The organism is Bradyrhizobium sp. Kon56 (assembly GCF_055807635.1).
Map to the genome: position 1 here is coordinate 312,982 of NZ_JBVVOU010000004.1, position 24,784 is coordinate 337,765.

Annotated in this window: 22 protein-coding genes, 1 tRNA gene and 2 pseudogenes; 16 read left to right on the forward strand and 9 right to left on the reverse strand. The window is 63.3% G+C overall.

Features of this window, described 5'->3' with window-relative positions; translation table 11 throughout:
* Positions 1-108: 108 nt before the first annotated feature.
* A complete protein-coding gene (locus AC0L3B_RS09200; protein ID WP_007596676.1) occupies positions 109-588 on the reverse strand; it encodes an Lrp/AsnC family transcriptional regulator in 480 nt (159 codons plus the stop codon).
* 264 nt (positions 589-852) lie between these two features.
* Between AC0L3B_RS09200 and trxB the strand changes: the two genes are divergently transcribed.
* The 5 genes and pseudogenes from trxB (at position 853) to AC0L3B_RS09225 (ending at position 4,714) form a co-directional block, all read left to right on the forward strand.
* A complete protein-coding gene (trxB, locus tag AC0L3B_RS09205; RefSeq protein ID WP_018453588.1) occupies positions 853-1,818 on the forward strand; it encodes a thioredoxin-disulfide reductase in 966 nt (321 codons plus the stop codon).
* A 5-nt stretch (positions 1,819-1,823) separates the two neighbouring features.
* Positions 1,824-2,747 carry a LysR family transcriptional regulator gene (locus AC0L3B_RS09210; protein WP_007614700.1) on the forward strand — a complete coding sequence of 308 codons (924 nt, stop codon included), beginning with the start codon at positions 1,824-1,826 and terminating at the stop codon, positions 2,745-2,747.
* Between the two features lie 462 nt (positions 2,748-3,209).
* Positions 3,210-4,120 (forward strand): annotated as a pseudogene (locus AC0L3B_RS09215) (4-hydroxy-tetrahydrodipicolinate synthase family protein).
* Between the two features lie 172 nt (positions 4,121-4,292).
* Entirely contained in the window at positions 4,293-4,439 is a 147-nt protein-coding gene (locus tag AC0L3B_RS09220; RefSeq protein ID WP_162847256.1) for a hypothetical protein, read from the forward strand.
* 128 nt (positions 4,440-4,567) lie between these two features.
* A complete protein-coding gene (locus AC0L3B_RS09225; protein ID WP_456769894.1) occupies positions 4,568-4,714 on the forward strand; it encodes a hypothetical protein in 147 nt (48 codons plus the stop codon).
* Positions 4,715-4,843: 129 nt separating this feature from the next.
* Here the strand turns inward: AC0L3B_RS09225 and AC0L3B_RS09230 are convergent, their stop codons facing one another.
* Together AC0L3B_RS09230 and AC0L3B_RS09235 are read right to left on the reverse strand one after the other, a co-directional pair.
* On the reverse strand, positions 4,844-5,521 hold the full coding sequence (locus AC0L3B_RS09230) for a ParA family protein (RefSeq protein WP_007596685.1): 678 nt from the start codon (positions 5,519-5,521) through the stop codon (positions 4,844-4,846).
* A 460-nt stretch (positions 5,522-5,981) separates the two neighbouring features.
* Positions 5,982-6,344, reverse strand: coding sequence for a hypothetical protein (locus AC0L3B_RS09235; RefSeq protein ID WP_473380312.1), 363 nt, complete (start codon positions 6,342-6,344; stop codon positions 5,982-5,984).
* A 322-nt stretch (positions 6,345-6,666) separates the two neighbouring features.
* Here AC0L3B_RS09235 and AC0L3B_RS09240 point away from each other — a divergent pair, with 322 nt between their 5' ends.
* The 4 genes from AC0L3B_RS09240 to AC0L3B_RS09255 all read left to right on the forward strand — a co-directional run bounded on the left by AC0L3B_RS09240 (position 6,667) and on the right by AC0L3B_RS09255 (position 11,015).
* Positions 6,667-7,833, forward strand: a complete 1,167-nt coding sequence (locus tag AC0L3B_RS09240) for a CaiB/BaiF CoA transferase family protein (RefSeq protein WP_085348774.1) — start codon at positions 6,667-6,669, stop codon at positions 7,831-7,833.
* Between the two features lie 2 nt (positions 7,834-7,835).
* The gene (locus tag AC0L3B_RS09245; protein ID WP_085360601.1) at positions 7,836-8,759 is read left to right on the forward strand and encodes an HpcH/HpaI aldolase/citrate lyase family protein; all 924 of its coding nucleotides are present in this window, start codon (positions 7,836-7,838) and stop codon (positions 8,757-8,759) included.
* 6 nt (positions 8,760-8,765) lie between these two features.
* A complete protein-coding gene (locus tag AC0L3B_RS09250; RefSeq protein ID WP_085348775.1) occupies positions 8,766-9,704 on the forward strand; it encodes an AEC family transporter in 939 nt (312 codons plus the stop codon).
* A gap of 240 nt (positions 9,705-9,944) precedes the next feature.
* A complete protein-coding gene (locus AC0L3B_RS09255; RefSeq protein ID WP_085354353.1) occupies positions 9,945-11,015 on the forward strand; it encodes a hypothetical protein in 1,071 nt (356 codons plus the stop codon).
* Between the two features lie 214 nt (positions 11,016-11,229).
* On the opposite strand, the gene tenA is transcribed toward AC0L3B_RS09255, so the two are convergent.
* The gene (gene tenA, locus AC0L3B_RS09260) at positions 11,230-11,904 is read right to left on the reverse strand and encodes a thiaminase II (RefSeq protein WP_473380313.1); all 675 of its coding nucleotides are present in this window, start codon (positions 11,902-11,904) and stop codon (positions 11,230-11,232) included.
* A gap of 490 nt (positions 11,905-12,394) precedes the next feature.
* On the opposite strand from tenA, the gene AC0L3B_RS09265 reads away from it, so the two are divergent.
* The 3 genes from AC0L3B_RS09265 (at position 12,395) to AC0L3B_RS09275 (ending at position 14,502) form a co-directional block, all read left to right on the forward strand.
* Entirely contained in the window at positions 12,395-12,799 is a 405-nt protein-coding gene (locus AC0L3B_RS09265) for a nuclear transport factor 2 family protein (RefSeq protein ID WP_456653386.1), read from the forward strand.
* A gap of 227 nt (positions 12,800-13,026) precedes the next feature.
* Positions 13,027-13,551: a hypothetical protein gene (locus tag AC0L3B_RS09270; protein WP_473380314.1), complete on the forward strand. Its 525-nt coding sequence runs from the start codon at positions 13,027-13,029 to the stop codon at positions 13,549-13,551.
* A 195-nt stretch (positions 13,552-13,746) separates the two neighbouring features.
* Positions 13,747-14,502 carry a DUF5131 family protein gene (locus AC0L3B_RS09275; protein ID WP_456653384.1) on the forward strand — a complete coding sequence of 252 codons (756 nt, stop codon included), beginning with the start codon at positions 13,747-13,749 and terminating at the stop codon, positions 14,500-14,502.
* Here AC0L3B_RS09275 and tcmP read toward each other — a convergent pair.
* The 3 genes from tcmP to AC0L3B_RS09290 all read right to left on the reverse strand — a co-directional run bounded on the left by tcmP (position 14,469) and on the right by AC0L3B_RS09290 (position 16,311).
* Positions 14,469-15,359 (reverse strand): three-Cys-motif partner protein TcmP, encoded by an 891-nt coding sequence (gene tcmP / locus AC0L3B_RS09280; RefSeq protein WP_456653383.1) that lies wholly within the window; start codon positions 15,357-15,359, stop codon positions 14,469-14,471. The two genes, AC0L3B_RS09275 and tcmP, sit on opposite strands and share 34 nt — an antisense overlap.
* Positions 15,360-15,609: 250 nt before the next feature.
* Positions 15,610-15,686: transfer RNA gene (locus AC0L3B_RS09285), tRNA-His, on the reverse strand.
* 193 nt (positions 15,687-15,879) lie between these two features.
* Positions 15,880-16,311, reverse strand: a complete 432-nt coding sequence (locus AC0L3B_RS09290) for a phasin (RefSeq protein ID WP_018453573.1) — start codon at positions 16,309-16,311, stop codon at positions 15,880-15,882.
* Between the two features lie 527 nt (positions 16,312-16,838).
* Between AC0L3B_RS09290 and AC0L3B_RS09295 the strand changes: the two genes are divergently transcribed.
* Together AC0L3B_RS09295 and AC0L3B_RS09300 are read left to right on the forward strand one after the other, a co-directional pair.
* On the forward strand, positions 16,839-20,252 hold the full coding sequence (locus AC0L3B_RS09295; RefSeq protein WP_473380315.1) for a PAS domain-containing sensor histidine kinase: 3,414 nt from the start codon (positions 16,839-16,841) through the stop codon (positions 20,250-20,252).
* 190 nt (positions 20,253-20,442) lie between these two features.
* Positions 20,443-21,612, forward strand: coding sequence for an AI-2E family transporter (locus AC0L3B_RS09300; RefSeq protein WP_473380316.1), 1,170 nt, complete (start codon positions 20,443-20,445; stop codon positions 21,610-21,612).
* 90 nt (positions 21,613-21,702) lie between these two features.
* Here the strand turns inward: AC0L3B_RS09300 and AC0L3B_RS09305 are convergent.
* Positions 21,703-21,849 (reverse strand): annotated as a pseudogene (locus AC0L3B_RS09305) (acetyl-CoA C-acyltransferase); the annotation flags it as partial.
* 90 nt (positions 21,850-21,939) lie between these two features.
* On the opposite strand from AC0L3B_RS09305, the gene AC0L3B_RS09310 reads away from it, so the two are divergent.
* Positions 21,940-22,434: an MAPEG family protein gene (locus tag AC0L3B_RS09310; RefSeq protein ID WP_143273320.1), complete on the forward strand. Its 495-nt coding sequence runs from the start codon at positions 21,940-21,942 to the stop codon at positions 22,432-22,434.
* Positions 22,435-22,437: 3 nt separating this feature from the next.
* Here AC0L3B_RS09310 and AC0L3B_RS09315 read toward each other — a convergent pair whose 3' ends face one another.
* Positions 22,438-24,441, reverse strand: coding sequence for a BTAD domain-containing putative transcriptional regulator (locus tag AC0L3B_RS09315; RefSeq protein ID WP_085360553.1), 2,004 nt, complete (start codon positions 24,439-24,441; stop codon positions 22,438-22,440).
* A gap of 151 nt (positions 24,442-24,592) precedes the next feature.
* Here AC0L3B_RS09315 and AC0L3B_RS09320 point away from each other — a divergent pair, with 151 nt between their 5' ends.
* Positions 24,593-24,781 carry a hypothetical protein gene (locus AC0L3B_RS09320; RefSeq protein ID WP_018453567.1) on the forward strand — a complete coding sequence of 63 codons (189 nt, stop codon included), beginning with the start codon at positions 24,593-24,595 and terminating at the stop codon, positions 24,779-24,781.
* The last annotated feature ends 3 nt before the right edge of the window (positions 24,782-24,784 follow it).

The window sequence follows — 24,784 nt, forward strand, 5'->3', positions numbered from 1 at the left end:
CGTCGCGCGTGATTTGAAAAGGCCGCGCGATGCGCGGCCTTTTGTATCTAGTGTTGCCGAGGGGGTGCGGCTTACTCCACCTCGCTCCGCCTGCGGGGAGAGGACGAACTACCTTCTTCCTCTCACGTCGAGCGGCACGGCCGCCTCGTATTTCGAATTGTGCAGCACCAGCGAGGTCCGCACGTTGCGGACGTGCGGGGCGGCGGTCAGGTGGGTGACGAAATCCTGGAAGGTGGCCATGTCGGGTGCGACGCATTTCAGGATGAAATCGACTTCGCCCGACAGCATCCAGCACTCGCGCACCAGCGGCTCGGCGCGGACGAACTCCTCGAAGGCGCGCAAATCGGCCTCCGCCTGGCTGGAGAGGTGCACTGCGGCAAACACCGTGACGTCGAAGCCGAGCTTGCGTGCATCCAGAAGCCCGCGATAGCCGTGGATATACCCCTCCTCCTCCAGCGCCCGCACGCGGCGCAGGCAGGGCGGGGGCGAAATGCCGACGCGCTTGGCCAGCTCGACATTCGTGATTCGACCGTCGGCCTGAATCTCGGTGAGAATCTTCAGGTCGATCTCGTCTAGGTTCCGCGACACGTGATTGGAACTCCTGGTCTTGCGGCGGTATCGGTGGCTTTGTCGCAATCCTCATAGCCCAGACCGCACGACCGGCGCAATTTTATTGCGCGTGCAGCGCAATCGACTTTTGTTCCCTGTTGGAAAAATCCGCCGATAGGGAATGCAATTCTTGCATAGCTCACCAGAAGGCTTAGATTACCTCTGATATTTCAGCGCCTCCGCGAGGCCTCCCGGCACGTTCCGCGCCCGCGCTGCAGTCCCCCGTGAAAGGCATCTGTCGAAATGTCCGCCGCTGTCCATGCAAAGGTCGTCATCATCGGCTCCGGCCCCGCAGGCTACACGGCGGCGATCTACGCCGCGCGCGCGATGCTCGAGCCGATCCTGATCCAGGGCATCCAGGCAGGCGGCCAGCTCACCATCACCACCGACGTCGAGAACTATCCCGGCTTCGCCGACGTGATCCAGGGCCCCTGGCTGATGGAGCAGATGGAGAAGCAGGCGCTGCATGTGGGCACCCAGATCAAGACCGATCTGGTGACGAAGCTCGACACCTCGCAGCGACCCTTTCGCCTCACCTGCGATAGCGGTGACGTCTATCTCGCCGACACCGTGATCCTCGCCACCGGCGCCCAGGCGCGCTGGCTCGGGCTGCCGTCCGAAGCGAAATTCCAGGGCGGCGGCGTGTCGGCCTGTGCCACCTGTGACGGCTTCTTCTACCGCAACAAGCAAGTCGTGGTGGTCGGCGGCGGCAATACCGCGGTCGAAGAAGCCCTGTATCTCACCAACCATGCCTCGCAGGTCACCATCGTGCATCGTCGCGATCACTTCCGCGCCGAACGCATCCTGCAGGAGCGTCTGTTCAAGCACCCGAAGATCAAGGTGGTCTGGGACTCAGCCGTCGACGAGATCTGCGGCACCGAGAACCCGAACAAGGTCACCCATGTGCGACTGAAGAACGTCAAGTCCGGCGCGTTGACCGATGTGCCGACCGACGGCGTCTTCATCGCCATCGGGCATGCCCCGGCGACCGAGCTCGTGGCTGGGCAGGTCAAGCTGAAACCGTCGGGCTATGTCGAGGTCGCCCCGAACTCGACCGCGACCTCGGTCCCCGGCCTGTTCGCCGCCGGGGACGTCGCCGACGAGACCTATCGTCAAGCGGTCACGGCGGCCGGCCTCGGCTGCATGGCGGCGCTCGAGGCGGAACGATTTTTGGCCCTGCGCGCCAGCGAGCGCGCGGCAGCGGAATAGACATCATGGCAAGAACACGCGACGGATTTACGGATATGGACTGGGACAAGCTGAAGGTGTTTCACGCCGCGGCGGAAGCGGGCAGCTTCACGCACGCGGGCGAGCAGCTCGGCCTGTCGCAATCGGCGGTGTCACGCCAGGTCTCGGCACTGGAGCAGGAGCTCTCGGTCTCGCTGTTCCACCGCCACGCCCGCGGCCTGATCCTCACCGAACAGGGCGACCTCCTGTTCCGCACCGCCCATGACGTCTTCATGCAGCTGCAGGCGGCGCGCGCGAAACTGACCGACAGCCGCGAGCGGCCGAGCGGCGATCTCAAGATCACCACCACGCCCGGCGTCGGCATCAACTGGCTGATCCCCAGGCTCGGCGAATTCACCGCGCTCTATCCGGAAATCCGGATCTCGCTGATCGTCACCGACGAGGAGCTCGACCTGTCGATGCGCGAGGCCGACGTCGCGATCCGCACCCGCAAGCCGACACAGCCGGATCTCATCCAGCGCAAGCTGTTCGCGATGGGCTTCCACGCCTATTGCTCGCCCGATTACATCAAGCGCTTCGGCACGCCGCGCACGCTGGAGGAGCTCGACTCCCACCGCATCATCACGCTCTCCGACGGCAACTTCGCGCCGCATCTTCAGAACCGCAACTGGCTGGTCGAAGCGGGGCGCAACGGCTCGGGTCCGCGCGAAGCCTATTTCAGGGTCAACAACATTCTTGGCCTCGTCCGCGCCTGTCAGCAGGGCCTCGGCATCGCGGCGCTGCCGGATTATCTGATCGAAGAACAGAGCCGCCTCGTGCAGCTGTTCGGCGAATCGGATTCGATCCAGCTCGATACGTATTTTGTCTATCCGGAAGAGCTGAAGACGGTCGCGCGCGTGCAAGTGTTCCGCGACTTCGTAGTGAGCAAAGCGCAGCGCTGGCCGTCCTGATTTCCGCATGTCTGACATGCGGCTTGGACGCTTGATGCATGGCGCGAGGCTAGCCCATAATGTTTCTACGCTGAGCCTTCGCGTTGCGCATTTGTCCCCCTCCTCCAGTGGCGCGGGAGTTCAGTAATCCCTCTTGGAAGGTGATTGTGTCGGCCTCACGTGGCCAATACCTTAAGCCGGGCTCGATCGAGCCCGGCTTTTTTTTGGCAAATCCGGCCTTCGCCCTCCACGTGTATTGACAGTTCCATGCTTACCCCGCATCATTTGCGAATGATCACGAAGTCGTGCGCAATCTCGTCGCAGGCAATCGCCTCGAAAAAAGGCCCCCATTCGGGGACCTCGGATTTTTGCGCGCGCTAACAGCCTTCGTCATCGCGAGCCGAAACTTCGAAAACCCCGCCGCCTGGACGGGGTTTTTTCATGTGCCCCGTCTCAGGATTTTTCCCGAGAAGGAGATGGAACATGACCGGACTACAGGAACATTTGCACGGGCTCTGGCTGCCGCTGATCACGCCGTTTCGCGACGGTGCCCTCGACGAGAGGTCGCTGCGGCGGCTGACCCGGCATTACAGCGGACAGGCCGTTGACGGCTTCATCGTGGGGGCGACCTCCGGTGAAGGCATGACGCTGCGCGACGCCGAGCTCGAACGCCTCGTCGCCATCGTGCGCGACGAGGTGACCACCGCCCACAGCAAGCTTCCGATCTGCCTCGGACTTTCAGGCGCGGACACCTCGCGGCTGAAGGAGCGTCTCGACGAGACCGCGGACTGGCCGATTGACGGTTATCTGATCGCGAGTCCGTATTACGTGCGGCCGTCGCAGCGCGGGTTGCTGGCGCATTTCGAGGCGCTCGCCGATCACGCCGCCTGGCCGCTCGCGCTCTACAACATCCCCTATCGCACCTCGGTCAACATCACCAACCAGACGCTGCTGCGGCTTGCCGGGCATCCGAACATCATCGGCCTGAAGGATTGCGGCGCAAGCCGCGAGCAATCCATCGCGCTGCTGCGCGACAGGCCTGCGGACTTTCGCGTGCTGACCGGCGAGGATGCGAATTATTTCGAGGCGCTCAGCGACGGCGCCGATGGCGGCATCGTGCTGTCAGCCCATCTCGAGACCGCGACGTTCGCGGCTGTCCATGCAGAGCTGAAGCGCGGCAATCTCACGATGCAGCGCTGGCGCGCTGGCAGGAGCTCGCGGACCTGACGCGCCTGTTGTTCACCGAGCCCAGTCCCGCCCCGGCAAAATACTGGCTGTGGCGCGCGGGCCTGATCGACAGCCCCGAAGTGCGCCTGCCGATGGTCGAGATCGGCAGCGAACTCGCCGTGCAGCTCGATTGCGAGATCGAACGGCGGATGCAAGTCGCGGCTTAGATGCTTCACCTCTCCCGGCAGGCTTCCCTTCTCTCTTGCGGGAGAAGGGAAGACGCACCGTGGTTAACCCCGCCCCAACGGCCTTCGCTGCTGCCGCATGGCGCATCCACGGCTCGTTTACGCAAACGCGCCTATCGTCTTCATTCAAAGTCTTTTCAATGGGGGAATGATCATGGGGCAACGCATCCGCCCGACGGCGGCAGACACGTTCGCGTCGGCTGATTTCTTGCGGGGAATTGTGGTGGTGTCGTCGTTCGGCTTCTGGGCGGTGATGCTCGGCCTGATGCCGGTGCTGGTGTTTCGAGTCTGGCTGGCGTGATGCCAGCGCGCCGCGATGGTTAACTCGTGGTAGCAGCTGTGTTCAAAAGCGCGCGAAACTGCGACCCGGAATTTTAAAATATCCCGTGTAGCGTTCATGCCCATAAGCGAAGAAATCGCGGGGCGTTTGTGAATAGTCATAACGAGATGGCGTCGCATTACGACGCTGGACAGCAGGGCTTTACCACCGAGGACATTCTGTGGGCCGCCGGCATCTGGTCGGTGATCCTCACTCTGTCGCCGGTGATCGTGTTCTACATGCTGATGGTGGCGTAACTTCCATCCACTTTCTTGAGCACGATCTTATCGGAAAACCGCTTCACACTTTTCCGGATCGTGCTCGCCCAAAAACGCAAAACGCGCGGATGTCCGCGCGTTTTTCGTCCGGGGAATGATTTATGAAAATTACGCCGCCTGCTTGTGCATTGCGCCGGACGCCGACGCCGTCCCGCGAATAGCTTTTACCGAACGCTCGATCGCCGCCCATAGCCTTGCGATTTCCTGCGCCGCACGGCTCTCGGCCTGGTATTCCCGCGCGCCCTCGCCGTGGCTCAGCGCCATCAGCAGATCCGAACGGTTGGTGATCTGGCCGCCCCACACCGGAGCACGGAACTTCGCCAGCGCCTCGCGGGCGATGGTGACGATCGGGCTTTCGGACTCGTCGCGGCGCGCCGGCGCACCGTTGAGCACGACCGCGTAGGGCTTGCGCGCCGCACGGCACATCTGGATCGTTTCCTGCACCGCGTTGACGTCGAACACGCCGGGACGGGCGGGAATCACCACCATGGTGGCATTGCGGATGGCATCGTCGACGACGGCCGACAGGTTCGGCGGCGTGTCGATCAACACCCATTCATAACCGTCGCGCTTGGCAGCGGAGACGATGCCGCTGACCGAGTTCACCGCGGACTTGATCGGCGGTTCGTTGGTGCCGCGCAGCTTGTGCCACAGCGTGAGCGAGCCTTGCGGATCGGCATCGACGAGCAGGATCGGCTTGGTCGCCTTGATCTGCGCGGCGAGATGTGCGGCCAGCGTACTCTTGCCTGAGCCACCTTTACGCGATGCAAAAACAATAACGTTCATACCTCTGCCTCCAGATTGACCCCAGGCGGCGAAAATGAATCACCGCGGTGATTCGGGAAAGAAAAATTTATCATAAGTTATGCTGGCGCCATGAAATAACAAAGCGCGTTGGCTTTTGAGTCACACTACTGCGTGCGACGACGGCTGCGAGCTGCATCGCAACACCTTTCGCGCCAGCAATCGTGCGTTTTTTGAGCAGCCTTGGCAGGACGAAGCGAAATGCAACCTCGCCGCGCAATCCGTTCCGCTAGCCGTTTCCATCCCGCCTTGTCGCAAGCGTCTGCGCGCGGAGGCGAACAAAAGGAGTCCGGGGGGCTGGTGTGGGGCTGATGCCTGGGTCAGTTTGACTCAGAAGACAGCGAGCGAGGAGTCAGACACGCAAATGCCCGGGACTTCAAACGCACTGCGCGCTGTGGCCCGGGCATGATCGAGTTTCAAAAAGGGAACGCGGCGCCCGCGTTCAGCCTTCGCTGGCTTTCTTCTTCTTGGCCGGCTTGGTGTTCTTCTTCGCCGTCCGGGCTGAGCTCCTGGGCGCGATGCTGGTCGGCTTGCCGGCGCGGGGCGCGGCCGCCATGCCCGGCTCCGGTCCCGGCCGGAAGAACGCGCGGCACTGCGGCGAGAGCTGCGACTTCTTCTGGATCATGCAGGCGGTGATGGCGTCGACGTTCGGAACGAACTCGCCGCACAGCCGCATCGCATCCGGCGTGCAGGCCTGCTGCTCCTCCTGGGAGTAGGCAAAGCCTTCACCCGGCTGGATCAGGACGGCCAGGGCGATCCCCGTGATCGCGGCAGCCAAGGTTTTCTTGAAACGGAACGCCGGCATCGATCCCCCCAAATGTCGAGTCGGAGACGATAGTGGGTGAACGGGGGTTCGTTGGCAACCGAGGGGAGATGCGAAAGGCGGGACGTGTGCGGTCTCGGCAACAGGGACCCCCAAAACAAAAAACGCGAAAACAACCCCATGCACAGTAGCCAAGTCCATGTGGCGATTGAACTTTGCGGATCGCATTTTTGCGGATTTTACGAATCGCGTTTGACTCGTCGGGCAAAACAGGAGCATGATGCCATCATCACAGAACGTGCGTGGGGTGGTCGGCTTGTCTCCTGCGCTGGACAAAAGCGTGAGCAGGAGCGGAGACGATTGCATGGAGCGACATGAGGCGGACCTGCCGCTGTCGGGCGTGACGGTGGTCTCGCTCGAGCAGGCGATCGCGGCTCCTCTGGCCAGCCGGCATCTTGCGGACTGGGGCGCCCGCGTCATCAAGATCGAGCGGCCGGGCGACGGCGATTTCTGCCGCGACTACGATCACGTGATGAACGGGATGTCGAGCCAGTTCGTCTGGACCAACAGGTCGAAGGAGAGCCTCGCCATCGACATCAAGAGCCCTGATGGCCAGAAGGTGCTCGAGGCCCTGCTGCCGCAGGCCGACGTCTTCATCCAGAACCTGGCGCCCGGTGCGGCGGAGCGGCTGGGCCTCGATGCCGCTTCGCTGCTGCGGAAGTTTCCCCGGATCATCGCCTGCGACGTGTCGGGCTATGGCGCGGGCGGACCCTACAGCAACAAGAAGGCCTACGATCTCCTCGTGCAGTGCGAGGCCGGCGTTCTCGCCATCAACGGCACCGAGGCGGAGCCCGCCAAGGTTGGGCTGTCGGTGGTCGATATCGCCACCGGCATGTACATCCTCAACGGCGTGCTGATGGCGCTATATCGCCGCGAGCGCACCGGCAAGGGCACCGCCTTCCAGGCCTCGCTGTTCGATTCCATCACGGACTGGATGAGCTATCCCGCCTTCTACACGCAGAGTACGGGCCGGCCACTGCCGCGAACCGGGGCAAGGCACGCAACGATAGCGCCGTATGGCCCGTTCCGCGTCGGAGACGGCAACACGATTTTCTTCGGCATCCAGAACGACCGGGAATGGCGATCGCTGTGCGCCGTCGTGCTTGGCGAGGCGGCCCTTGCCGACCACCCCCGCTTCCGCAGCAATCCGCTGCGCATGCAGAACAGGGACGATCTGCAGGTCCATATCGAGCAGCGTTTTGCAGCGATGACCAGTGACGAGGTGCTGCGGCTGCTCGACGAGGCCTCGATCGCCAACGCGCATCTGAATTCGGTCGAGGCGTTCCTGGAGCACGAGCAGCTCCGCGCCCGCTCCCGGGTGCAAACGGTGGGATCTCGTTGCGGCCCGGTGATGAGCTTCCTGCCGGCTCTCACCATTCCCGGCCTGTCGCCCCGGATGGATCCCGTGCCTGACGTCGGGCAACACAACCAATCCATCCTCAGCGAACTCGGTCTCGCAAAGGAGACATGACGATGGCCCCTCAGCGGCCGACGCGGGTCTATCTGGCCGTTCCCGCGCATCGCTCCCGTCTCGTCGCCAAGGCGGCTACCTCGGCCGCGGATGCGGTGTTCATGGACCTCGAGGACGCCGTGCCGCCGTCCGAGAAGGGCGCGGCGCTGGAGGAAGCTGCGGGGGCTTTATCTTCTCTGGATTGGGGCAACAAGGTCGTCGCGGTCAGGCTCAACGCCGTCGACAGCCCCTTCATCGCGCAGGAAATCGGCACGCTCGCTGCGCTTCCCAGATTGGATTCGGTGATCGTGCCGAAGGCGGAGCGGGCGAGCGACATCGCCGCCATTGCCGATCAGCTGCGTGCGGCCGCGCCCGATCGCCCCTCGCCTGTTGCGCTCGAACTGCTGATCGAGACCGCGCTGGGTCTCGTCAATGTCGACGCGCTCGCCGCCGCGCACGACAGCGTCGCGGCCCTTCATCTCGGTGTCGGCGATTTCGCGGCGTCGATCGGCGCCCGCTCCTCGGAAATCGGCGCGTCGCCGGACGGCTACCGCCACGTGGGCTCCGCCCAGAGCGGCTATGCCTCGGCGCCGCTCGATCTGTTCGCCTATCCGATGATGCGCCTGCTGGTGGCCGCGCGCGCGTTCGGGCTACGCGCGATCGACGGTCCGTGCGGCGCGTTCCGGGACGGCAAACTGACTGAAAGCAGCGCGCTCAAGGCGGCTGCGATGGGTTTCGACGGCAAGCAGGTGATCCATCCCGACCAGATCGAGCCGACGCTGCGGGCGTTCGTCCCGTCCGACACCGAGCTCGCGCACGCGCGGCGGGTGGTCGCGGCCATGGAGCACGCCGAGGCGCAGGGCCAGGGCGCGGTGACGCTCGACGGCAAGATGATCGACTATGCCAATGTGCGGATGGCGCGCAGGATCATCGAGATGGGGTCGTAGCGGCGCATGACCACGGTGCTGATCGTCGCGCCGGTGTTTGCGCTGATCGCGGCCGGCTATGCCGCGGTGCTGTTTCGCTTCGTCTCGGAGACCGCGCACAAGGGCATCTCCGAATTCGCCTTCAGCATCGCGATTCCCGCGCTGCTGTTCCGCACCATCGTCGTCTCGGAATTTTCCGGCGTCAGCCCCTGGCGGATGTGGGGCGCCTATTATGGCGCGCTCGCGCTGACCTGGATCGCGGCGCTCATCCTGTCGGCGCTGCTGCGGCAACGGCGCGAGGATCGCGAGGACGGCGTCGTGTTCGCGATCGGCTCGGTCTACGGCAACATCGTGATGCTCGGCATTCCCCTCACGCTCTCGGCGCTCGGCAATGAGGCGGCAGGCCCGATGGCGCTGATCCTGTCGGTGAACACGCCGCTGCTCTGGCTCTGCGGCACGCTGCAGATGGAGCTGGTCGACCGCAAGCAGACCGCCTCGGCCGCGTCGCTGATCGTGCCGGTGCTGCTGGATCTTTCCCGTAACCCGATCATGCTCGCGATCGGCTTCGGCCTCGTCTGGCGCCTCACCGGCCTCGGCCTTCATCCCGTCGTCGACCGGACCGTCGAGCTATTGGCGCAGGCGGGATCACCGGCGGCGCTGATCGCGCTCGGCATCAATCTGTTCAGGTTCGAGGTCAAGGGCGAGATGTTGAGCGTGGTCGTGATGAGCGCGCTCAAGCTGCTGGCGATGCCGGCGGCCGCCTTCGTGCTGGCAAAACTGCTCGACCTGCCGCCGCTCGCAGCCGGCGTGGTCGTGCTGTTCGCGGCCATGCCGACCGGCGCGAATGCGTACATCTTCGCGGTACAATATCAGCGGCTGGTGAACCCGGTGTCGGGCGCGGTGGCGCTGGGCACGCTGCTGGCGGCGGTGACGTTGCCGGTGGTGGTGTGGGTGGTGGCGAGGTGAGGCAGGCTGTGCGCGATAACTCGCTTTGGAGCAAAAACTTCTTTGATGTCGTCCAGCTGTTTGGCACCGAACGCAATCCGCACATCAGCGTTCGTGGCGACACCTTGTCGTCGCTGTCCAAAGCTGTGTGATCTGCGTGGAACCCCTGACAGCACACGCGTGATAAATCCATTTCGGCGCATTGAACCGGTCGAAACGCTCAGCTGACCAAAAAGAGATCTGCAATATAGGAGCAGTTCCATGGGCATTCCCAAAGATGGGACGGTTTCGGTCCGCATCACATGCGTTGGTCACGCCAGCCGACGCTGGAGAGGTGCCCGCACGAAGGCGGCGGCGTCCGCATTGAATCAGCGCCTGTCGGAATTCAGGGCGAAAACGATCTTCGACCAGGTCGATCCCATCGTCAAAATGCAGCTGCCGGGATTGCCCGTCGCGCTTGGCCAAAAGGCAGTCGGGAGCACGGAACCGTTTCCGACGGCCGGCGAAGATAACGCCGCCATCGATCGCAGTGTCGTCCTCATGGTCGACCTGGTTTGGACAGGTACGGGCGGTTACAAGAAGGTGCACCGTCCGCCTCGGCTTGTTTATGCGCCGAGCACCTTCTGGGAGATGAAAATCGCAGCGCTCTTTGGCGCCTCGGGTATCGGCGTCAAATCGAGCTTGCTCCGCGTGAAGATCAAGAACTTGAGTACAGGGCGCGAACTTTCGCTTTTTGGGCCGATTATCGGCGGTGATCTGACCATCGGTGCCGGCATGTTCAAGAAGGTGCCCAAGGTGTCGCCCGTGAGCTTCGACAAGTTCGATCCCAAACAATTGCGGGATGCGCAAGTGGGCAAGCCGGTCGTGTTCACGACGCCGCTCATGGACTTCGACGACTGGATCAACGGATCGGAAGGCCAGCTCGTGCGGGTCGTTCACGGTCATCTTAAAACCGGCGTGACCAAGTCGCAGACGAGCTTTCTCCAGTTCGTCAGCGTCGATACTCATCCCGGCTCATTGGTCTTCGATCTGAAGGCGCTCGGTTTCTCGTTGGGTATTCCCGAGGTATCCAATCAGGTGCAATCCGGAACACTCAAAGCCGAAAATCATCCGTCAGACCAGTATCTCGTCGACACACCTGATGACGTCGTTCCTGTCCAAGTCGCACAGCACCGCAGCGAAGGCCTTCTGATCAGCTTCCCAACTGAAAAACATCACTGGACGGATTTGAGTTCGAGCCAGCAAGAGGAAGTGAAGCGATTTGTGTTGAACAGAACGGCAGCCATTCGCGCTTTGTCTGACTTCAAGGATGTGGTCGCCCCGACGCCGTGATGGGGCGGGTAGCTGGCAGACTGATTTCCCGACGGAGCTGTGGCTTCGTGCTTCGAGGGGGCGAGAAGCCGAGCATCCTGGCGGGATGCGCGCTCGAGCCACTGCAGGTGCCGACCTGCGCGAATACGTACATCTTCGCGGTGCAGTATCAGCGGCGGGTGAACCCGGTGTCAGTTGCGGTGGCTCCGGGCACGCTGCTGGCCGGCCGAAAGAATTATTGAACACGCTGGCCCTCGCGCCAGACCATCTCCCAGAAGTCTGCCTCGAGTCGGGTGGCTTCCTTGAAGATCGCAATCAGCTCTGCCTCGCGGGCCGGTGTGGCGTAGAGATCGGCGAGATGCTCCATATGCGCCCGCGCTTTAGCAGCGACCTCCTGGTACGGCGCGCCGGCATACTCGGCGATCCAGACGCGGTAGGCGTTCGTCGCAGCGGCCGCGAGGGGGAGCGAGGCGAGCCGCGTTGCGATCTCCGCGTACCCGATCACGCAGGGGGCAAGCGCCACCTTGAGAGCCAGCAGATCGCCGCGCATTCCCGCGTCGAGCACGTAGCGTGTATAGGCCAGCATCTCGGCCGCCGGAGGAGCCTGTTCAAGGTCGGTCGGGGACAGACCCCAATCGGCACAGAGCTTCACATGCAGGTTCATCTCGACGTCAAGGATGGCCGAAAGGCCGGCCGCAGCTTCACGCATGTCGGCAAGTCGAGGCGACTTGTAGACCGCGAGCGCGTAGGCGCGAGCAAACTCGATGAGGAACAAATAGTCCTGAACAAGGTAGTGACGAAACGCCGCTTTGGGGAGCGAACCGTCCGCCAATCCGTTCGTGAAGGGATGCTCGGTGTAAGCCCGCCATTCGACGGAGGCTGCTGTCTTGAGACGCTCGAAGAAACTCACGATCTTTTTTGCCCGGCTTGCTTGTCGGTAAACGTCTTTGGTTCGCTACCGATAGCGCATTGCCGACCGAGGAGCTACGGTGACCGCGCACAATACTGGCTTTGAGCGGCGTTGCGGACACTCCCCGCGTCGAGAGCTTTGTGCACTGTCACCGCAATGCTGGAGAGTGCGCCGCACCAACGCCCAAATAGCCAATCAGCGCAGGCCCAGGAACGAGAGCACCACACCAATCACGACGACGAGTCCGACCAGATAGATAATTCCGTTCATGTCTCAGCTCCTCAGCGTTGTCCGTCCTGCCGCAACACAAACACCAAGGTCGTGAAAAGGTTCGGGCGTAGCCTGACACCGTTTTCTCCTGAACTCGGGAACGAAAGCGAACGACCCTGCTTCGTGGCGTGCTGAGCCCTCGCCCCCCTCAATTCGATGATTTTGCGTTTACACGCAAAGGTCGCTAGGCTGCCTTGATACGTCCTGCAGGGAGGGTGACATGGGACAGCGTGAAGAGATGCTGGCATTGATCAGAAGCGCTTACGCGGCGCGCGACGGCAGTGACGCCGAGGGCTTGGTGACAGCCTTTCATCCCGAGGGTCTGTTCACCCTGATGGGCGACAAGAGCGCGCTCGAACTGACAGGGAGTATGCAGGGACATGAGACCCTGCGTGGCGCCTTCAGTAAATTGATCGATGAATTCGGCTTTGAAGGTCGCGAGATCCTGGCCGAGTTGGTGGACGGAGATCGCGTTGCTGTCCATTCCCGCGTCGACGTTCGATACCGTCCGACCGGGCGGGCTTCCAGCACCGAGATCCTGGACCTGTTCAGATTTCAGGACGGCAAGATCGTCGAGCTGGTTGAGTTTGCGGACACTGCGCAGATCAAGGCGATGATTTCCTGAGGGGGATGAGGTTGGATAAGCAACTATCCAAGACCCCAAAAGAACGGCGCCTCCGTTTTTGCCCGACGCCTATTGACGTGCGGAATTGAGCTCTTGCAGAAGGTGTGAGACCGGTTTACCGGCAGCGTTATCAGCGTGGAAACCACTGCCGACGCGCTGGTACCCTTGGTGAAAGAAGAGGGGCCCTCTGGCATGGCTTCTGGGAGGCGGACCTAGTGAAAAGCACGATGTTCATCAACCTGGAACCGTACGAGTGGCGGCAGTCGTTGCGCGGCGACGAGACGAAGAAGTACGCCGGCCGCGGCATGCAACTGTCGGCACGCATGACGGACGTGCGGGATATCGAGCTTCTTAATACAGACGAGAAGCTGGGAGACATCGTTGCCCACATCGGTATCCACTCGGGCGAGCCAACGATGGGCGACGGGAAGCCGCTCGAGGCCGGCATCGGCCTATTTGTGTTCAACGAAAGGCGGCCAAGCGATGAGTACAGCGAGGCGATGATCATAGGCTGGTTCTGCCTCGCGCCGGAGGATTATGACGAGGTGTGGCGGCAAGTGGCCGACGATAACTACACCTCGTGCACCGTCACGCTCGAGGTGGGACCGATGCAGCATAAAGGCGCGGGATGGGCATGGGATGTGAAGCCCGAAAGCAAGCTTTACGTCGATAACGGCCAACTTTACTTCATTCATTCCCGCGCAAAGAAAGAAGAGCCGCAGCCGGCGCGGAAGCGCGGCTTGTTCGGCTAGCGTATTGTCGCAGGGCGACCTTCGCATCTAAGGTACGACCTAATTGCGCTCGGTCATACCGGACATCCATGCTGGCGGCTGCTGCTTTGGATCGACAATGCCTGAGCTGGCCAGCCCAGGGGTCCCGCCCTGGGAGCAATCGGCAACAGTAAAGTTTCGATTCACAGGCTCGCTGTCTTCTGATTCAATGCTTCCATGGCCGAAACTTCCATCGAATGGACTGATGCGACTTGGAATCCGGTAGCCGGCTGCACTGTGCTGACAGCAGGCTGCACAAACTGCTACGCCATGCGTATGGCGGCCAGGCTAGAAGCGATGGGCCTCAAAAAGTACAACGGTCTTACCCGCAAAAGCGGAGGCCGAGCGATTTGGACTGGCAGTGTTCGCCTCGATGAAAAATCGCTCAACGTTCCGCGATCGTGGTCGAAGCCTCGAAGAGTGTTCGTCAATTCCATGTCTGACCTTTTTCATCCGAAGGTCTCGAAAACGTTCATTTTGCGCGTGTGGGAGGTGATGAGGGAAACACCGCGGCACACCTACCAGATACTGACAAAGCGTCCCGAGATCATGGCGGAGATGCTTTCAGATTCTCGGTTTGGCAATTTGCCGAACGTGTGGCTTGGTGCGAGCGTAGAAGATGGGCGGGTATTAGCGCGGCTCGACGCGCTCCGAACGGTGCCGGCTGCAATACGGTTCGTATCCTTTGAACCGCTAATTGGCTCTGTCGCCGCCGGCGACTTATCCGGTATCGATTGGGCAATTGTAGGTGGAGAGAGCGGACCTCGATCGCGCGTGATGAAGCCCGAGTGGGTAGATGAGATCGAAGCCATGTGCCAGCGCGCTGGAACGGCATTCTTCTTCAAGCAATGGGGTGGCAGGAACAAGAAGGCCGCGGGTCGCTTGCTCCACGGCCGCACTTACGACGCCATGCCGCCTGCTTTGAGTATTTGACTGGCAACGCGGCTGGCCAGTCCTATCGCTTTCGGATCATCGTTGGAGACGCAGAAGAACAACGAAAAGCGTTGCGGTCGGTCATGTAGCGGCAATGGCAGTGGTTTGAGCACGGCCGCGAAAATGGTTTCGAGGCGCTTTTTGGCGTAGGCCTCGAGGCCCGCGACGTCCGCCGATCGCTGCCGGGGTTCCTCGGTGAAGCCATCGAACAGATCGTCTCGGACCGTCTTCGGATAGAGTTCTTCTTCCCATGCATCGGATCCAAACATCCGAGTGAGGGCGGCGCGCTTATGCTGGTCAATATTGGCCAAGTCGCGCGTTGCTTGGCGGTAGAGGCCAGACAGCGGAAACAGAAACCAAACGTCGATGGCCTTCGTCGCCGCTACCTTCTCGAGGGTCGACCAGTCCAACTGCATCCCGTACGGATCAAGGAATAGGACGGCCCGCTTGGAATGCCAGCTGTTGCCGGCGATGAGCGATTGCAGCGCGTCGTTGGCGTCGTTCTTGATGACGGCGATCCTTCGGCCCGAGTGGATTGCCCTCAACTCCTCCAAAGCCGCGAAATACGTCGATTTATTTTCGATGAAGACGACAAAGTCGAAAGGCGGCCGCACATCGATGGCGATCTTGGCAGAGCCGCGGCGACGCTCCACTCTTTCCGGCTCTCCAGCGTCTAAAAGGCCAGCTTGCCGTTCCTCGTGCCGAACCGTTCGCGAGCCAGTGCCGGCAAAGGCGTCGATGTACCAAAGCTCGGCGAATTTTCCTCCGAGGGCGGTGGTGAAGAAGTGCAAATATTTCTCGACAATCGAAAGCTTCAACTCGGTGTGCTGGTCTCCAAATTCGTGATCGACTGGCATGTGGCCCCCTGCCACTCCTTCAACCACGAGTCGTTCCCTGCCCGCAATGCGGCGGCTTTCGCGGCGCGGCCCCTGAGGGGCGGCCGTTGGCCAGGTGCCGGCGCATCGAGATTACACATTCAGCACGCCTAGAGCCGGCGTGTTCAGGACAAGGGGTGGCGCGCTGTGACGGCGCAGGCGCTACCGGTTGCTAGTTGGTGTGTAGGCATCATCGCTACTGACGCCTGATCCCACAAGATGCTGAAATCACTGGTACAGTTGGGTGGGCTCGAACCACCGACCTCCTGTTCCACAGACAGGCGCTCTAACCAACTGAGCTACAACTGCATCCTTGCGAGCCGCCCGAGGGGCGCCCTTGATAGGGCCGGTCACCGAGGGGGCTGGACGGGGCGGAAACTAGGTGCAACGGGCGTTTTTGGCAAGGCCGCAACACCCTCAAAACGTCCCGCAAGCGAGGTTATTTCCAAAGCAAAACCCGGGCTCTAGGCCCGGGTTTCTTAATTGAGACGGCTGCGCCAGATCAGGCGGCGGGGTAGAGCTTCGCGGCGGAAGCCTTGATCGGCTCGGCGGCGGCAGTGGCCGCGCGCTGGGTGATCTCGGCGAGCTCCCGGGCCTGGGCCTGGAAGGTCTCGAGCTGCGTCTTGGAATGGTTGGTCCACAGCGCGAACGCATCCTGCGGCGCCTTCACGCTGAACAGCTCCTGGGTGAAGTCGAGATGGGCCTTGGTGTTGGCCTTCGCGAACTCCATCAGCTTGGCGGTGTATTCGCTCACGCCCTTGTGGGCGGACGCGAACACGGCCTCGACGGTGCCGTTGTGGGTCTCGGCGGCGTCCTTGAACTTGGCGTAGTTCTCGCGGGCCTGCGACACGCCCTTTTCGGCGAACGCACGCATCTGCTCCGGAACCTCGAACGGAATGACGGAGGCGGAGAATGGATCAGTCGTACCTGTCATGCTTTGTCCCTCACACTAATGAAAAAACGGAGTGAGCCTTCAGGCGCGCCCGCCGGCCAACCGGGTGACGGGTGCGAAGACTGGAAACACAAAACGAATGATGGCTCGCCCAGCGCGGAGACCATGCCTGCCTAAGATGTCAACATTGTGCAACGCAACGGGTTCTGGGGTGCATTGCGCAAATTTAATCGCGGGGAGGATGAGGTTCCCGGGATGGGGAACCGGTGGTTGAGGTAATCAGGTGGCGCCTGAGCGCGCGCCTCGTCCTTCGAGACGACCGCTGCGCGGTCTCCTCAGGATGAGGCTGGGGCGGCATGGGTATCTGCGGACGCGGGGATCTCGAAGGATGGGGATGCGAACGGACTACGGCTTGCGGGGTCAGGGACATTAAGGTTATCGCGGCTTTAGGCCTTGGCGCCTAGGCTTCGGCCGTGGACCTGCCCGCGGCTGCGGGCGATACTAACCCTTTCTTAAGGCTGTCATTCCCGGCAGCCTGATGCGCACAAGCGGGACGCGAAGCCGGTCGGATGACGAGTTCGGATTTCCAGTTGCGAGGCGTGGGCGATCCCCGGCTGGCCGTGCACGCGACCTCGCCGCTGCCCGTCTGGCTGTGGTCGATCGACGGCACGCGCGTGCTCTGGGCCAATCCGGTCGGGGCAAGACTGTTCGGCGCGGCCCATGCCACGGCGCTCGCGGACAAGACCTTTGGCCCCGCCGACAGCCACCGCCGCCAGATCATCCGGCTTGCCGGCCGGCTGCCTCCGAACGGCGCGATCCGGCTCGAACGGCTGCGCGGCTTCGGCGCGCGGTTGGGCATGCTGATGACCTGCGCCTGCGCCCGGCTCGACTTCGCCGATGGCGGCCGCGCCGTGCTGGTCACCGCGATGGACCCCGGCTTGCGCACCATGCCGCTGGTCGAGCGGCTGCTTCGTCTGGTCGACGGCGCCAAGACGCCGATGGCGGCGTTCGCACCCGACGGCCTGTTCGTCGGCGCCAGCGAAACGGCCCGCACCCTGCTCGGCTTCCGCGATCTCACCGAGGGCGGCCTCGAACAGGCGCGCAGCGACGCGCTTCGCCAGGGCCGCGCCGAGACGCCGATCGGCATCGGGCAGATGGTGCTGCAGCGTGTCGGCAGCGGGGCCGATGTCGGGCTGGTCGCGCTGATCGAGCCTGCCGTGCAGCAGGCGGCGGCTGCGACTGATGAGGTCGAGCCCGAGGCCACTGAAGAGGTCGCGCGCGAAGAGATCGCCCGAGAAGACATCGATCAGCATGAGGCTGCGCCGCCCGCTGCTCCAGCCGCCGTGCCGCAGGATGTGCAAGCGGCGCCGTCGCACGAGGCGCCATCCGAAATCGCGCTGTTCGACGCCTTCGCCGAGCCGGTCGACGCGCCGCAAGCAACGATCGCGCACGAACCGCCCGCAAGCGAGCCGGCGACCGAGATCGTCTCGATCCAGCAAGCCGTCGAGCAAGCGGCCGAAGCCGCGCCAGAAACTCCGGTTGAAAACTCGGCCGAAGCCATGGTGTCGCCGCAGGCCGCGCCGACCGTAACCGGCATGGTCGAGCCGCCGTCGGGCCACGAAGAGCCGCCCGCACCGCGTCAGCATCCGCTGCGCTTCCTCTGGAAGGTGGATGCAGAGGGCCGCTTTGCGCTGCTCTCCAACGAGTTCATCCACCTGATCGGCCCGCGCACGGCGGCCGGCTTCGACCGCCCCTGGCGCCAGATCGCCGACGCATTCGCGCTCGATCCTGAGAGCCGCGTGGCGCAGGCGCTTGCGAGCAAGGATACCTGGGCCGGGATCACCGTGAACTGGCCAGCCGATGGCGGCGAGCATCTGCCGGTCGAGCTTGCCGGGCTTCCGGTTTATGACGGCGACCGCAATTTCGCGGGCTTCAGGGGATTTGGCGTCTGCCGCGATCTCGACGGCCTCAACCGGCTCGGTGCGCTCAGGCGTTTTGAGCTTTTGGCCGAACCGGCGGCGCCGCAAAGCCTGTCCGCCGATGTGGTCGAGCCGGAGCCCGAGCCAGAGCCAGAGCTAGAGGCGCCGCCGCCTCCGCCGATCGAGCCGCCCGCACCTGAGCCTGAAGCTGAACTGTCCGCACTCATCACCGACGCGAATTCACACCCAACCGATCCGGAAACGCCAGTGGAAACGCCTCCCAATGTCCTGCCGTTCCGCGCGCCCGGCGACACGCGATCGCCGACGCTGACGCCGGTCGAGAACAGCGCGTTCAACGAGCTCGCCCGGCAATTGTCCGAGCGCCTCGAACGCGACAAGGAAACCATCGCGGCATCGTCCGAGCCGCCGGATGCCGAGATCACGCCTGAGGCGCCGACGCCGGAGCCCGAGCCTGAGACGCCGCACGCGCCGGCCGAATGGCTGACCGCGCCCGCGCCGCCCGCGCACGGCCACAGCCCGCGCGACCGCGCGCTGCTCGACCTGCTGCCGACCGGCATCCTGATCTATCGGCTCGACCGCCTGCTCTACGCCAATTCCGCGTTTCTCGCGCGCATGGGCTATGGCAGCCTGAGCGCACTGGAGAATGCCGGCGGGCTCGATGCGCTCTATGTCGAGCCGGGCGTGTCCGCGGCCAGCAGCACGTCGCAAGCCGGCACGCCTGTCACGATCAGCGCGACGCTCGCCAATGGCGAAGCGCCGCTGCCGACCACCGAGGCGCATCTGCACGCGATCGACTGGGACGGCGAGAGCGCGCATGCGCTGATCTGCGCGCTGCCGCAGGCAGCGCCCGCTGCGCCCGTCATCGCCGAGACCGTCACCGCCGAGACCATTGTCCCCGAGACCTTCCCCACCGCGCCGGAGCCCGACGCCGGCGAGGCGGCCGCGGAAGATCTCGCCGCGATCCTCGACACCACGGCCGAGGGCATCGTGATGTTCGATGCCGAAGGCAACATCCACGCCTGCAACCGCAGCGCCGAGGCGCTGTTCGGCCATGACGGCGAGACGCTGATGCAGCAGAATCTGGTGACGCTGTTCGCGCCGGAGAGCCAGCATGTCGTGATCGACTATCTGGAAAACCTCAAGAGCCAGGACATCGCGAGCCTGCTCGACCACGGCCGCGAGGTGCTGGGGCGCGAGAAGAAGGGCGGCGTCATTCCGCTCGCGATGATCATGGGCCGCACCCGGCCCGACGGCCCGAACTTCTTCGCCGTGTTCCGCGATCTCTCGCACAGCAAGCAGGGCGAGAGCGAGCTGACGCAGGCGCGACGTCTGGTCGACGGCGCGGCCAATGCCAAGGCCGACATGCTGGCGCGGATCAGCCACGAGATCCGCACGCCGCTGAACGCCATCATCGGCTTCTCGGAGGTGATGATCTCGGAACGCTTCGGCACGCTCGGCAACGAGCGCTACGGCGAGTACATGAAGGACATCCGCGCCTCCGGCGAGCGCGTCATCGCCATCATCGACGACCTGCTCGAGCTGTCGCGGATCGAGACCGGCAAGCTCGACCTCGACTTCGCCAACCTCAACCTCAACGATCTGGTCGAGGCCTGCGTTGTCGTGATGCAGCCGCAGGCCAATCGCGAGCGCATCATCATCCGCACCTCGCTCGGCCATGCCCTGCCGCAGGTGAGCGCGGATGCGCGCGCGATGCGGCAGATCACCATGAACCTGATCTCGAACTCGATCCGGCTCGCCAGCGCCGGCGGCCAGGTCATCGTCTCGACCGCGCTCACCGACCGCGGCGAGGTCGCACTTCGCATCCGCGACACCGGTCACGGCCTCAGCGAGCGCGAAGTCGCCGCCGCGATGGAGCCGTTCCGCACGCCGCCGCCCGGCGACGCCGAAGACAGTTCGGCGCTGAGCTTGTCGCTGACCAAGGCCCTGGTCGAAGCCAACCGCGCCCGCTTCAACATCAAGAGCGCGGCGAACTCCGGCTCGCTGATCGAGGTGGTGTTCGCACCGGCGCTGGCGCAGGCGTAAGCGGCGAACGCGATTTCCTGCCCGCGGTGCACGGGCGGCTTCGGCCGAGCCGCGCCCGACGAAGGGCGCCAGCTCATTGCGACTTCTTCCCGAGCGGAACCGAAGCCCCTCGTTGCGGCTTGAAGCCTGGACCCAGCGTTTCTCCTGCTGATCAGTTCGACACTGCAGCTCCGCACTCCAGCGACTTCAAATGACCGACCGAGCGAAATCCGTGGCATCGAAGCAGCGTCCGCCCAAGCGGAGCGAGGCGGCGCGGAGCGAGGGCGGCCCGACCACGACCGAGCGAAAGCCGCTGCCTACCGGCGCGGGCGCGCGCATGAACGCACGGGTCGTGCTTGCCCTTGCGCTGGTCGCACTCGCGTTGTGGACGGCGGTGGGCTTTCTGCCCGCAGTGATCTGGGCCGCGATTCTCGCAACCAGCCTGTGGCCGCTCTACACCAAGTTTGCGGCACGCGTGACCTCCGGCCGGTCCAGCCTGGCCCCGCTGGTCTTCACGCTCGTCGTCGCCCTCATCCTGTTTACACCGATGTCGCTTGCCGTCTATCAGATCGCGCAGCAAGGCGATCTGCTCGTGGGCTGGATGAAACAGGCCGGAGAGAGCGGGATCGAAGTGCCTGATTGGCTCGCCCGCCTTCCGATCGCCGCAGAGAGCATCGAGCAGTGGTGGCGCAGCAATCTTTCCGATCCCAAAGCCGCGACCGCATGGCTGAAAAGCGTCAACGCAGACAACGCATCGGAACTGGTTCGAACGTTCGGCGGACAGCTGCTTCATCGCCTGTTTCTTCTGTTCTTTTCGCTGATCGCCTTGTTCGTCTTGCTGCGCAACGGCCGGTCGATCTCGGACCGCGTGCTGGAAACCTGCGATCGGCTTTTCGGTGAGGCGGGAGAGGGTCTCGCCGAGCAAATGGTCGATGCGATCCGCGGCACCGTGAACGGTACGGTGCTGGTCGCCGCGGGTGAGGGATTATTGATCGGCGTGGCCTATTTCGTCGCGGGCGTGCCGCATGCCATCGTATTCACGATATTGACCACGGCCTTCGCCATGCTTCCGTTCGGCGCCTGGCTCGCTTTCACCGCTGCGGCGGTGGTGCTGGTCTCTGGCGGAGGCAGCGGCTTCGCAGCCGCGGGCGTCTTCTTCTGGGGCGCGATCGTCATGTTGGCCGGCGATCATTTCGTCTGGCCGACCCTGGTCGGCGACTCGGCGCGGCTGCCGTTTCTGTTCGCGTTTGTCGGGATCTTCGGAGGCTTGGCTGCCTTCGGCCTTCTGGGCTTGTTTCTCGGCCCGGTGATCATGTCGGCGTTGCTGGTGGTCTGGCGCGAGTGGGTGTTCCGACCTGTCGCGCCCGAGAAGAACGGTTGAGTTGCCGCGGGCGTATCCCCAAGCACACGCCAGAAAGCAAAAGGCACGGCGCTTGCGACGCCGTGCCTTCCGCATTCATGAGGCTCGATCTCAGCTGTAGATTTCGAACAGTCCCGCGCCGCCCTGGCCGCCGCCGATGCACATCGTCACGACGCCCCACTTCGCCTTGCGGCGCTTGCCTTCCTGGAGGATGTGGCCGGTGAGCCGCGCGCCGGTCATGCCGAACGGATGGCCGATCGGCGCTGGCGAAGGCATAAGGCGAGATCAGGCTGGGACTGGACTGGCGGCTGCCTTTACGTAGTGGCGCAACCCGCTCGGACATGTAGTATGGCCCTGCCGGAGCGGGGTACCAAATTGGACGGAATCAATCTTCACGATCCCCTCTTCGCCACCTATGTCGTTGCCGCCAGCTTGATCATCCTCAAGGCCGTGGCGATGTCGTGGCTCACCGTGGTCCGGATGGTGAGGGCCCAGGGCGGCTACCGTTCGCCGGAGGACATCAAGAAGACACCACTGAATCCCGCACCCGATCCGGCGCAGCTTCTTCCCAACGAAGATGTGGAGCGGATCCGCCGGATCCAGATGAACGATCTCGAGAGCCTGCCGTATTTCCTGGCCGCGGGCTTTCTTTATGTTCTCACAAAGCCGTCGCTGCTTCTCGCGCAATGCCTGCTCTACGGCTACGTTGCCTCACGCCTGCTGCATTTTCTCGCCTATCTCACCGGGCAAATTCACGACATTCGCGCAATGCTGTGGACCGTCGGCTCGGTCATCCTGGTCTTCATGACCGTGCGCACGCTGCTCGTTGCACTCGGCGCTTGAGGCTCAGTCGGCCACGCCGGCGATCTGCTGGGCCGAAAGGTAGCGTTCAAGCGCCTCGTGCTGCTTGAAAAAGCGCATGGCGCGCAGATCGCGGATCGTCGTTTTTTGTGCCGCATCGCGAACCCGGGTGACCTCGCGGGCTTCCTCCAGCCGGCCGACCCCGACCAGGTTGGCCGCGAGCATGCGATGTCCGGTGCCGTTGCTCGGATTGTGCCGAACCGACTTGCGCGCCCAGGCAACGCCCTCCTCGTACTGCCCGAGGGCAAAGTAGGACGCGGTCAATCCCGTCATCCACATATGGAGCATGCTGTCCTCGGGGCTGAGGACGAGAGACCGATGCAGGCATGCGAGTGCGTTGGCATAATCGCCTCCCATGCTGTCGATCATTCCGAGTACACCCCATGCGAAAGCCGAACTCGGATTGAGCCTTGCGGCTTCGCTGGCGTGAATGCGCCCCTGATCGTTGTCGCCGGCGGGCCCAAACAGCGTGAAGCCATAGACAGCGTGGGCGAAAGCGTCCCCACTATCCTGCTCGACGGCGCGGCGCGCCAGACCGACCGCCTCGGACGCGGCATCCGCAGACATGTTGGCGCCGAGCGGCGGAGCCATCACGAGTCCCCAAGCCAGCGCCGCCAGCGTCGCCGTTCGCTCCTGATCGAGGCTCAGAGACCGCCGAAGCAGATCGATGGCCTTGACGATACCTTCGCGGGTGCCGCCCCATAAATGGTGAAGGCCGCGCAAATACAGATCATAGGCCGAAAGATCAGTTGGCGGCTTGCGGCGTGCGCGTTCGATCTCGGCGCTACGAACGGCGGGATCGACGACTGCGGCAACACTGCTGCTGACGTCGTCCTGCAGGTCGAAGATGTCGACCAGGGGGCGATCGTAGCGATTGGACCAGACCTGGGCCTCGCTTCCGGTATGAGTGAGCTCGGCCGAGACGCGAATGCGGTTGCCCGCCTTGCGAATATGACCGCTCAGGACGTATTGCGCACCGAGTTGCTGCGCAATCTGCCGGCTGGTCATTCCCTTGTCCCGAAGGGCAAAGCTCGATCCGGCCGCGATCACCACCAGCTCGCGAAAGCGCGATAGAGCGGTGATGATGTCTGCAGTGACGCCATCGGCGAAGTAGTCCTGTTCGGTTTCATCACCCATGTTGCGGAACGGAAGCACCGCCACGGAGGGCCTGTCGTTGCCGAACACGTGCTCCGCCTGGTGCGAAAGGTCTGCCGTCGGGTCCGCTGCCGGCAGAACGATCTTCTGCTCCTGGACCTTGCGCAATTCCGCAGCCAGCGCGCTGGTTGTGGCATCGGGCGCGGTGCCGAGCTCTTGCTTCAGAAAGGCAACGACGGCCTGATAATATTTGAGCGCCTCGGCGTTGCGGCCGGCCGCGGACAACGCGCGCATGATCAGGCGGTGCGCATCCTCACGCATGCTGTTGAGTGCATTGGCGCGCTGGCCGGCGAGCAGGGCATCGCCGGCACGTCCGTCGGACAGTTCCTGGTCGCCGAGCGCTACCATCGCGCCGACAGCCAGCTCCGATAACCGCTCGCGTTCGCCGGCCACCCACTCGCTCCAGCCCTCAGCGTTGACCGCGATGTCATCGACGAGGCGCCCGCGATAGAGATCTGCCGCCGCGGTCAGCGCGTCACGGCTGCCCTTTCTGACAAGCCGCTCGAATTGCGGCACATCGCAGGTGATCACAACGGCATTCAACGAAATGAATTCGCCGTCACTCCTGAGAGCACTCTGACCAAGAACTTGACGCAGCTTGAACAGGGCCTGTCGCAGGTTTTGCTTCGCCTGCGCTTCGAAGTGCGATCCCCACAGCAAGGTCGAGAGTTTTTCGCGGTGCTGAGGCTGAGGTGCCGTGCAGGCCAGATAGGCCAGCAATCCCGCGAGCTTCTTGTTCGGTAAGCTGACGGCACCGTCCGGCCCGATCAGTTCAAAACGTCCAAGAAGTGCGAGAGTAAAACTTGGGCTGGGCGCGGGTGCAGTTTCGGTCATTCCGCCTCAAAAATAAGCAGATGCGCTCACGGATATACATCCTACACGAATTGCCGCCTTAGCGAACAATATTAACGCTGCAGTGACGGCCGAGTGACGCCGGCGACGACGACAGTGGGTTCAGATCGCATCGCGACGAGATGCCGGTTGGTTGATCGACGCGGAGCAATTTCATCCGGAAGTCAGCGTGCGCGCGCATCACCTCATCATGATCGTCGTTGGCTTGTTCGTGGTTCTCGCCGGATTCGACGCAGCGTTGACGACCTTTGCACACCCGACACTCAGGGCCGCTTCGCAGTCGGCGCCGCCCGTCGCACCGCTCCTTTTCGGAGGCGACTGATCG

What these genes read in the sequence shown, in the direction of transcription:
- AC0L3B_RS09250 (WP_085348775.1), top strand. Translation starts at nt 8,766, where the DNA reads ATGACCACGGTGCTGATCGTCGCGCCGGTGTTTGCGCTGATCGCGGCC.
- AC0L3B_RS09275 (WP_456653384.1), top strand. Translation starts at nt 13,747, where the DNA reads ATGGCCGAAACTTCCATCGAATGGACTGATGCGACTTGGAATCCGGTA.
- AC0L3B_RS09245 (WP_085360601.1), top strand. Translation starts at nt 7,836, where the DNA reads ATGGCCCCTCAGCGGCCGACGCGGGTCTATCTGGCCGTTCCCGCGCAT.
- AC0L3B_RS09220 (WP_162847256.1), top strand. Translation starts at nt 4,293, where the DNA reads ATGGGGCAACGCATCCGCCCGACGGCGGCAGACACGTTCGCGTCGGCT.
- AC0L3B_RS09265 (WP_456653386.1), top strand. Translation starts at nt 12,395, where the DNA reads ATGGGACAGCGTGAAGAGATGCTGGCATTGATCAGAAGCGCTTACGCG.
- tcmP (WP_456653383.1), bottom strand. Translation starts at nt 15,359, where the DNA reads ATGCCAGTCGATCACGAATTTGGAGACCAGCACACCGAGTTGAAGCTT.
- AC0L3B_RS09315 (WP_085360553.1), bottom strand. Translation starts at nt 24,441, where the DNA reads ATGACCGAAACTGCACCCGCGCCCAGCCCAAGTTTTACTCTCGCACTT.
- AC0L3B_RS09310 (WP_143273320.1), top strand. Translation starts at nt 21,940, where the DNA reads ATGGCCCTGCCGGAGCGGGGTACCAAATTGGACGGAATCAATCTTCAC.
- AC0L3B_RS09300 (WP_473380316.1), top strand. Translation starts at nt 20,443, where the DNA reads ATGACCGACCGAGCGAAATCCGTGGCATCGAAGCAGCGTCCGCCCAAG.
- AC0L3B_RS09230 (WP_007596685.1), bottom strand. Translation starts at nt 5,521, where the DNA reads ATGAACGTTATTGTTTTTGCATCGCGTAAAGGTGGCTCAGGCAAGAGT.
- AC0L3B_RS09235 (WP_473380312.1), bottom strand. Translation starts at nt 6,344, where the DNA reads ATGCCGGCGTTCCGTTTCAAGAAAACCTTGGCTGCCGCGATCACGGGG.
- AC0L3B_RS09255 (WP_085354353.1), top strand. Translation starts at nt 9,945, where the DNA reads ATGGGCATTCCCAAAGATGGGACGGTTTCGGTCCGCATCACATGCGTT.
- AC0L3B_RS09295 (WP_473380315.1), top strand. Translation starts at nt 16,839, where the DNA reads ATGACGAGTTCGGATTTCCAGTTGCGAGGCGTGGGCGATCCCCGGCTG.
- AC0L3B_RS09290 (WP_018453573.1), bottom strand. Translation starts at nt 16,311, where the DNA reads ATGACAGGTACGACTGATCCATTCTCCGCCTCCGTCATTCCGTTCGAG.
- AC0L3B_RS09240 (WP_085348774.1), top strand. Translation starts at nt 6,667, where the DNA reads ATGGAGCGACATGAGGCGGACCTGCCGCTGTCGGGCGTGACGGTGGTC.
- trxB (WP_018453588.1), top strand. Translation starts at nt 853, where the DNA reads ATGTCCGCCGCTGTCCATGCAAAGGTCGTCATCATCGGCTCCGGCCCC.
- AC0L3B_RS09210 (WP_007614700.1), top strand. Translation starts at nt 1,824, where the DNA reads ATGGCAAGAACACGCGACGGATTTACGGATATGGACTGGGACAAGCTG.
- AC0L3B_RS09270 (WP_473380314.1), top strand. Translation starts at nt 13,027, where the DNA reads ATGTTCATCAACCTGGAACCGTACGAGTGGCGGCAGTCGTTGCGCGGC.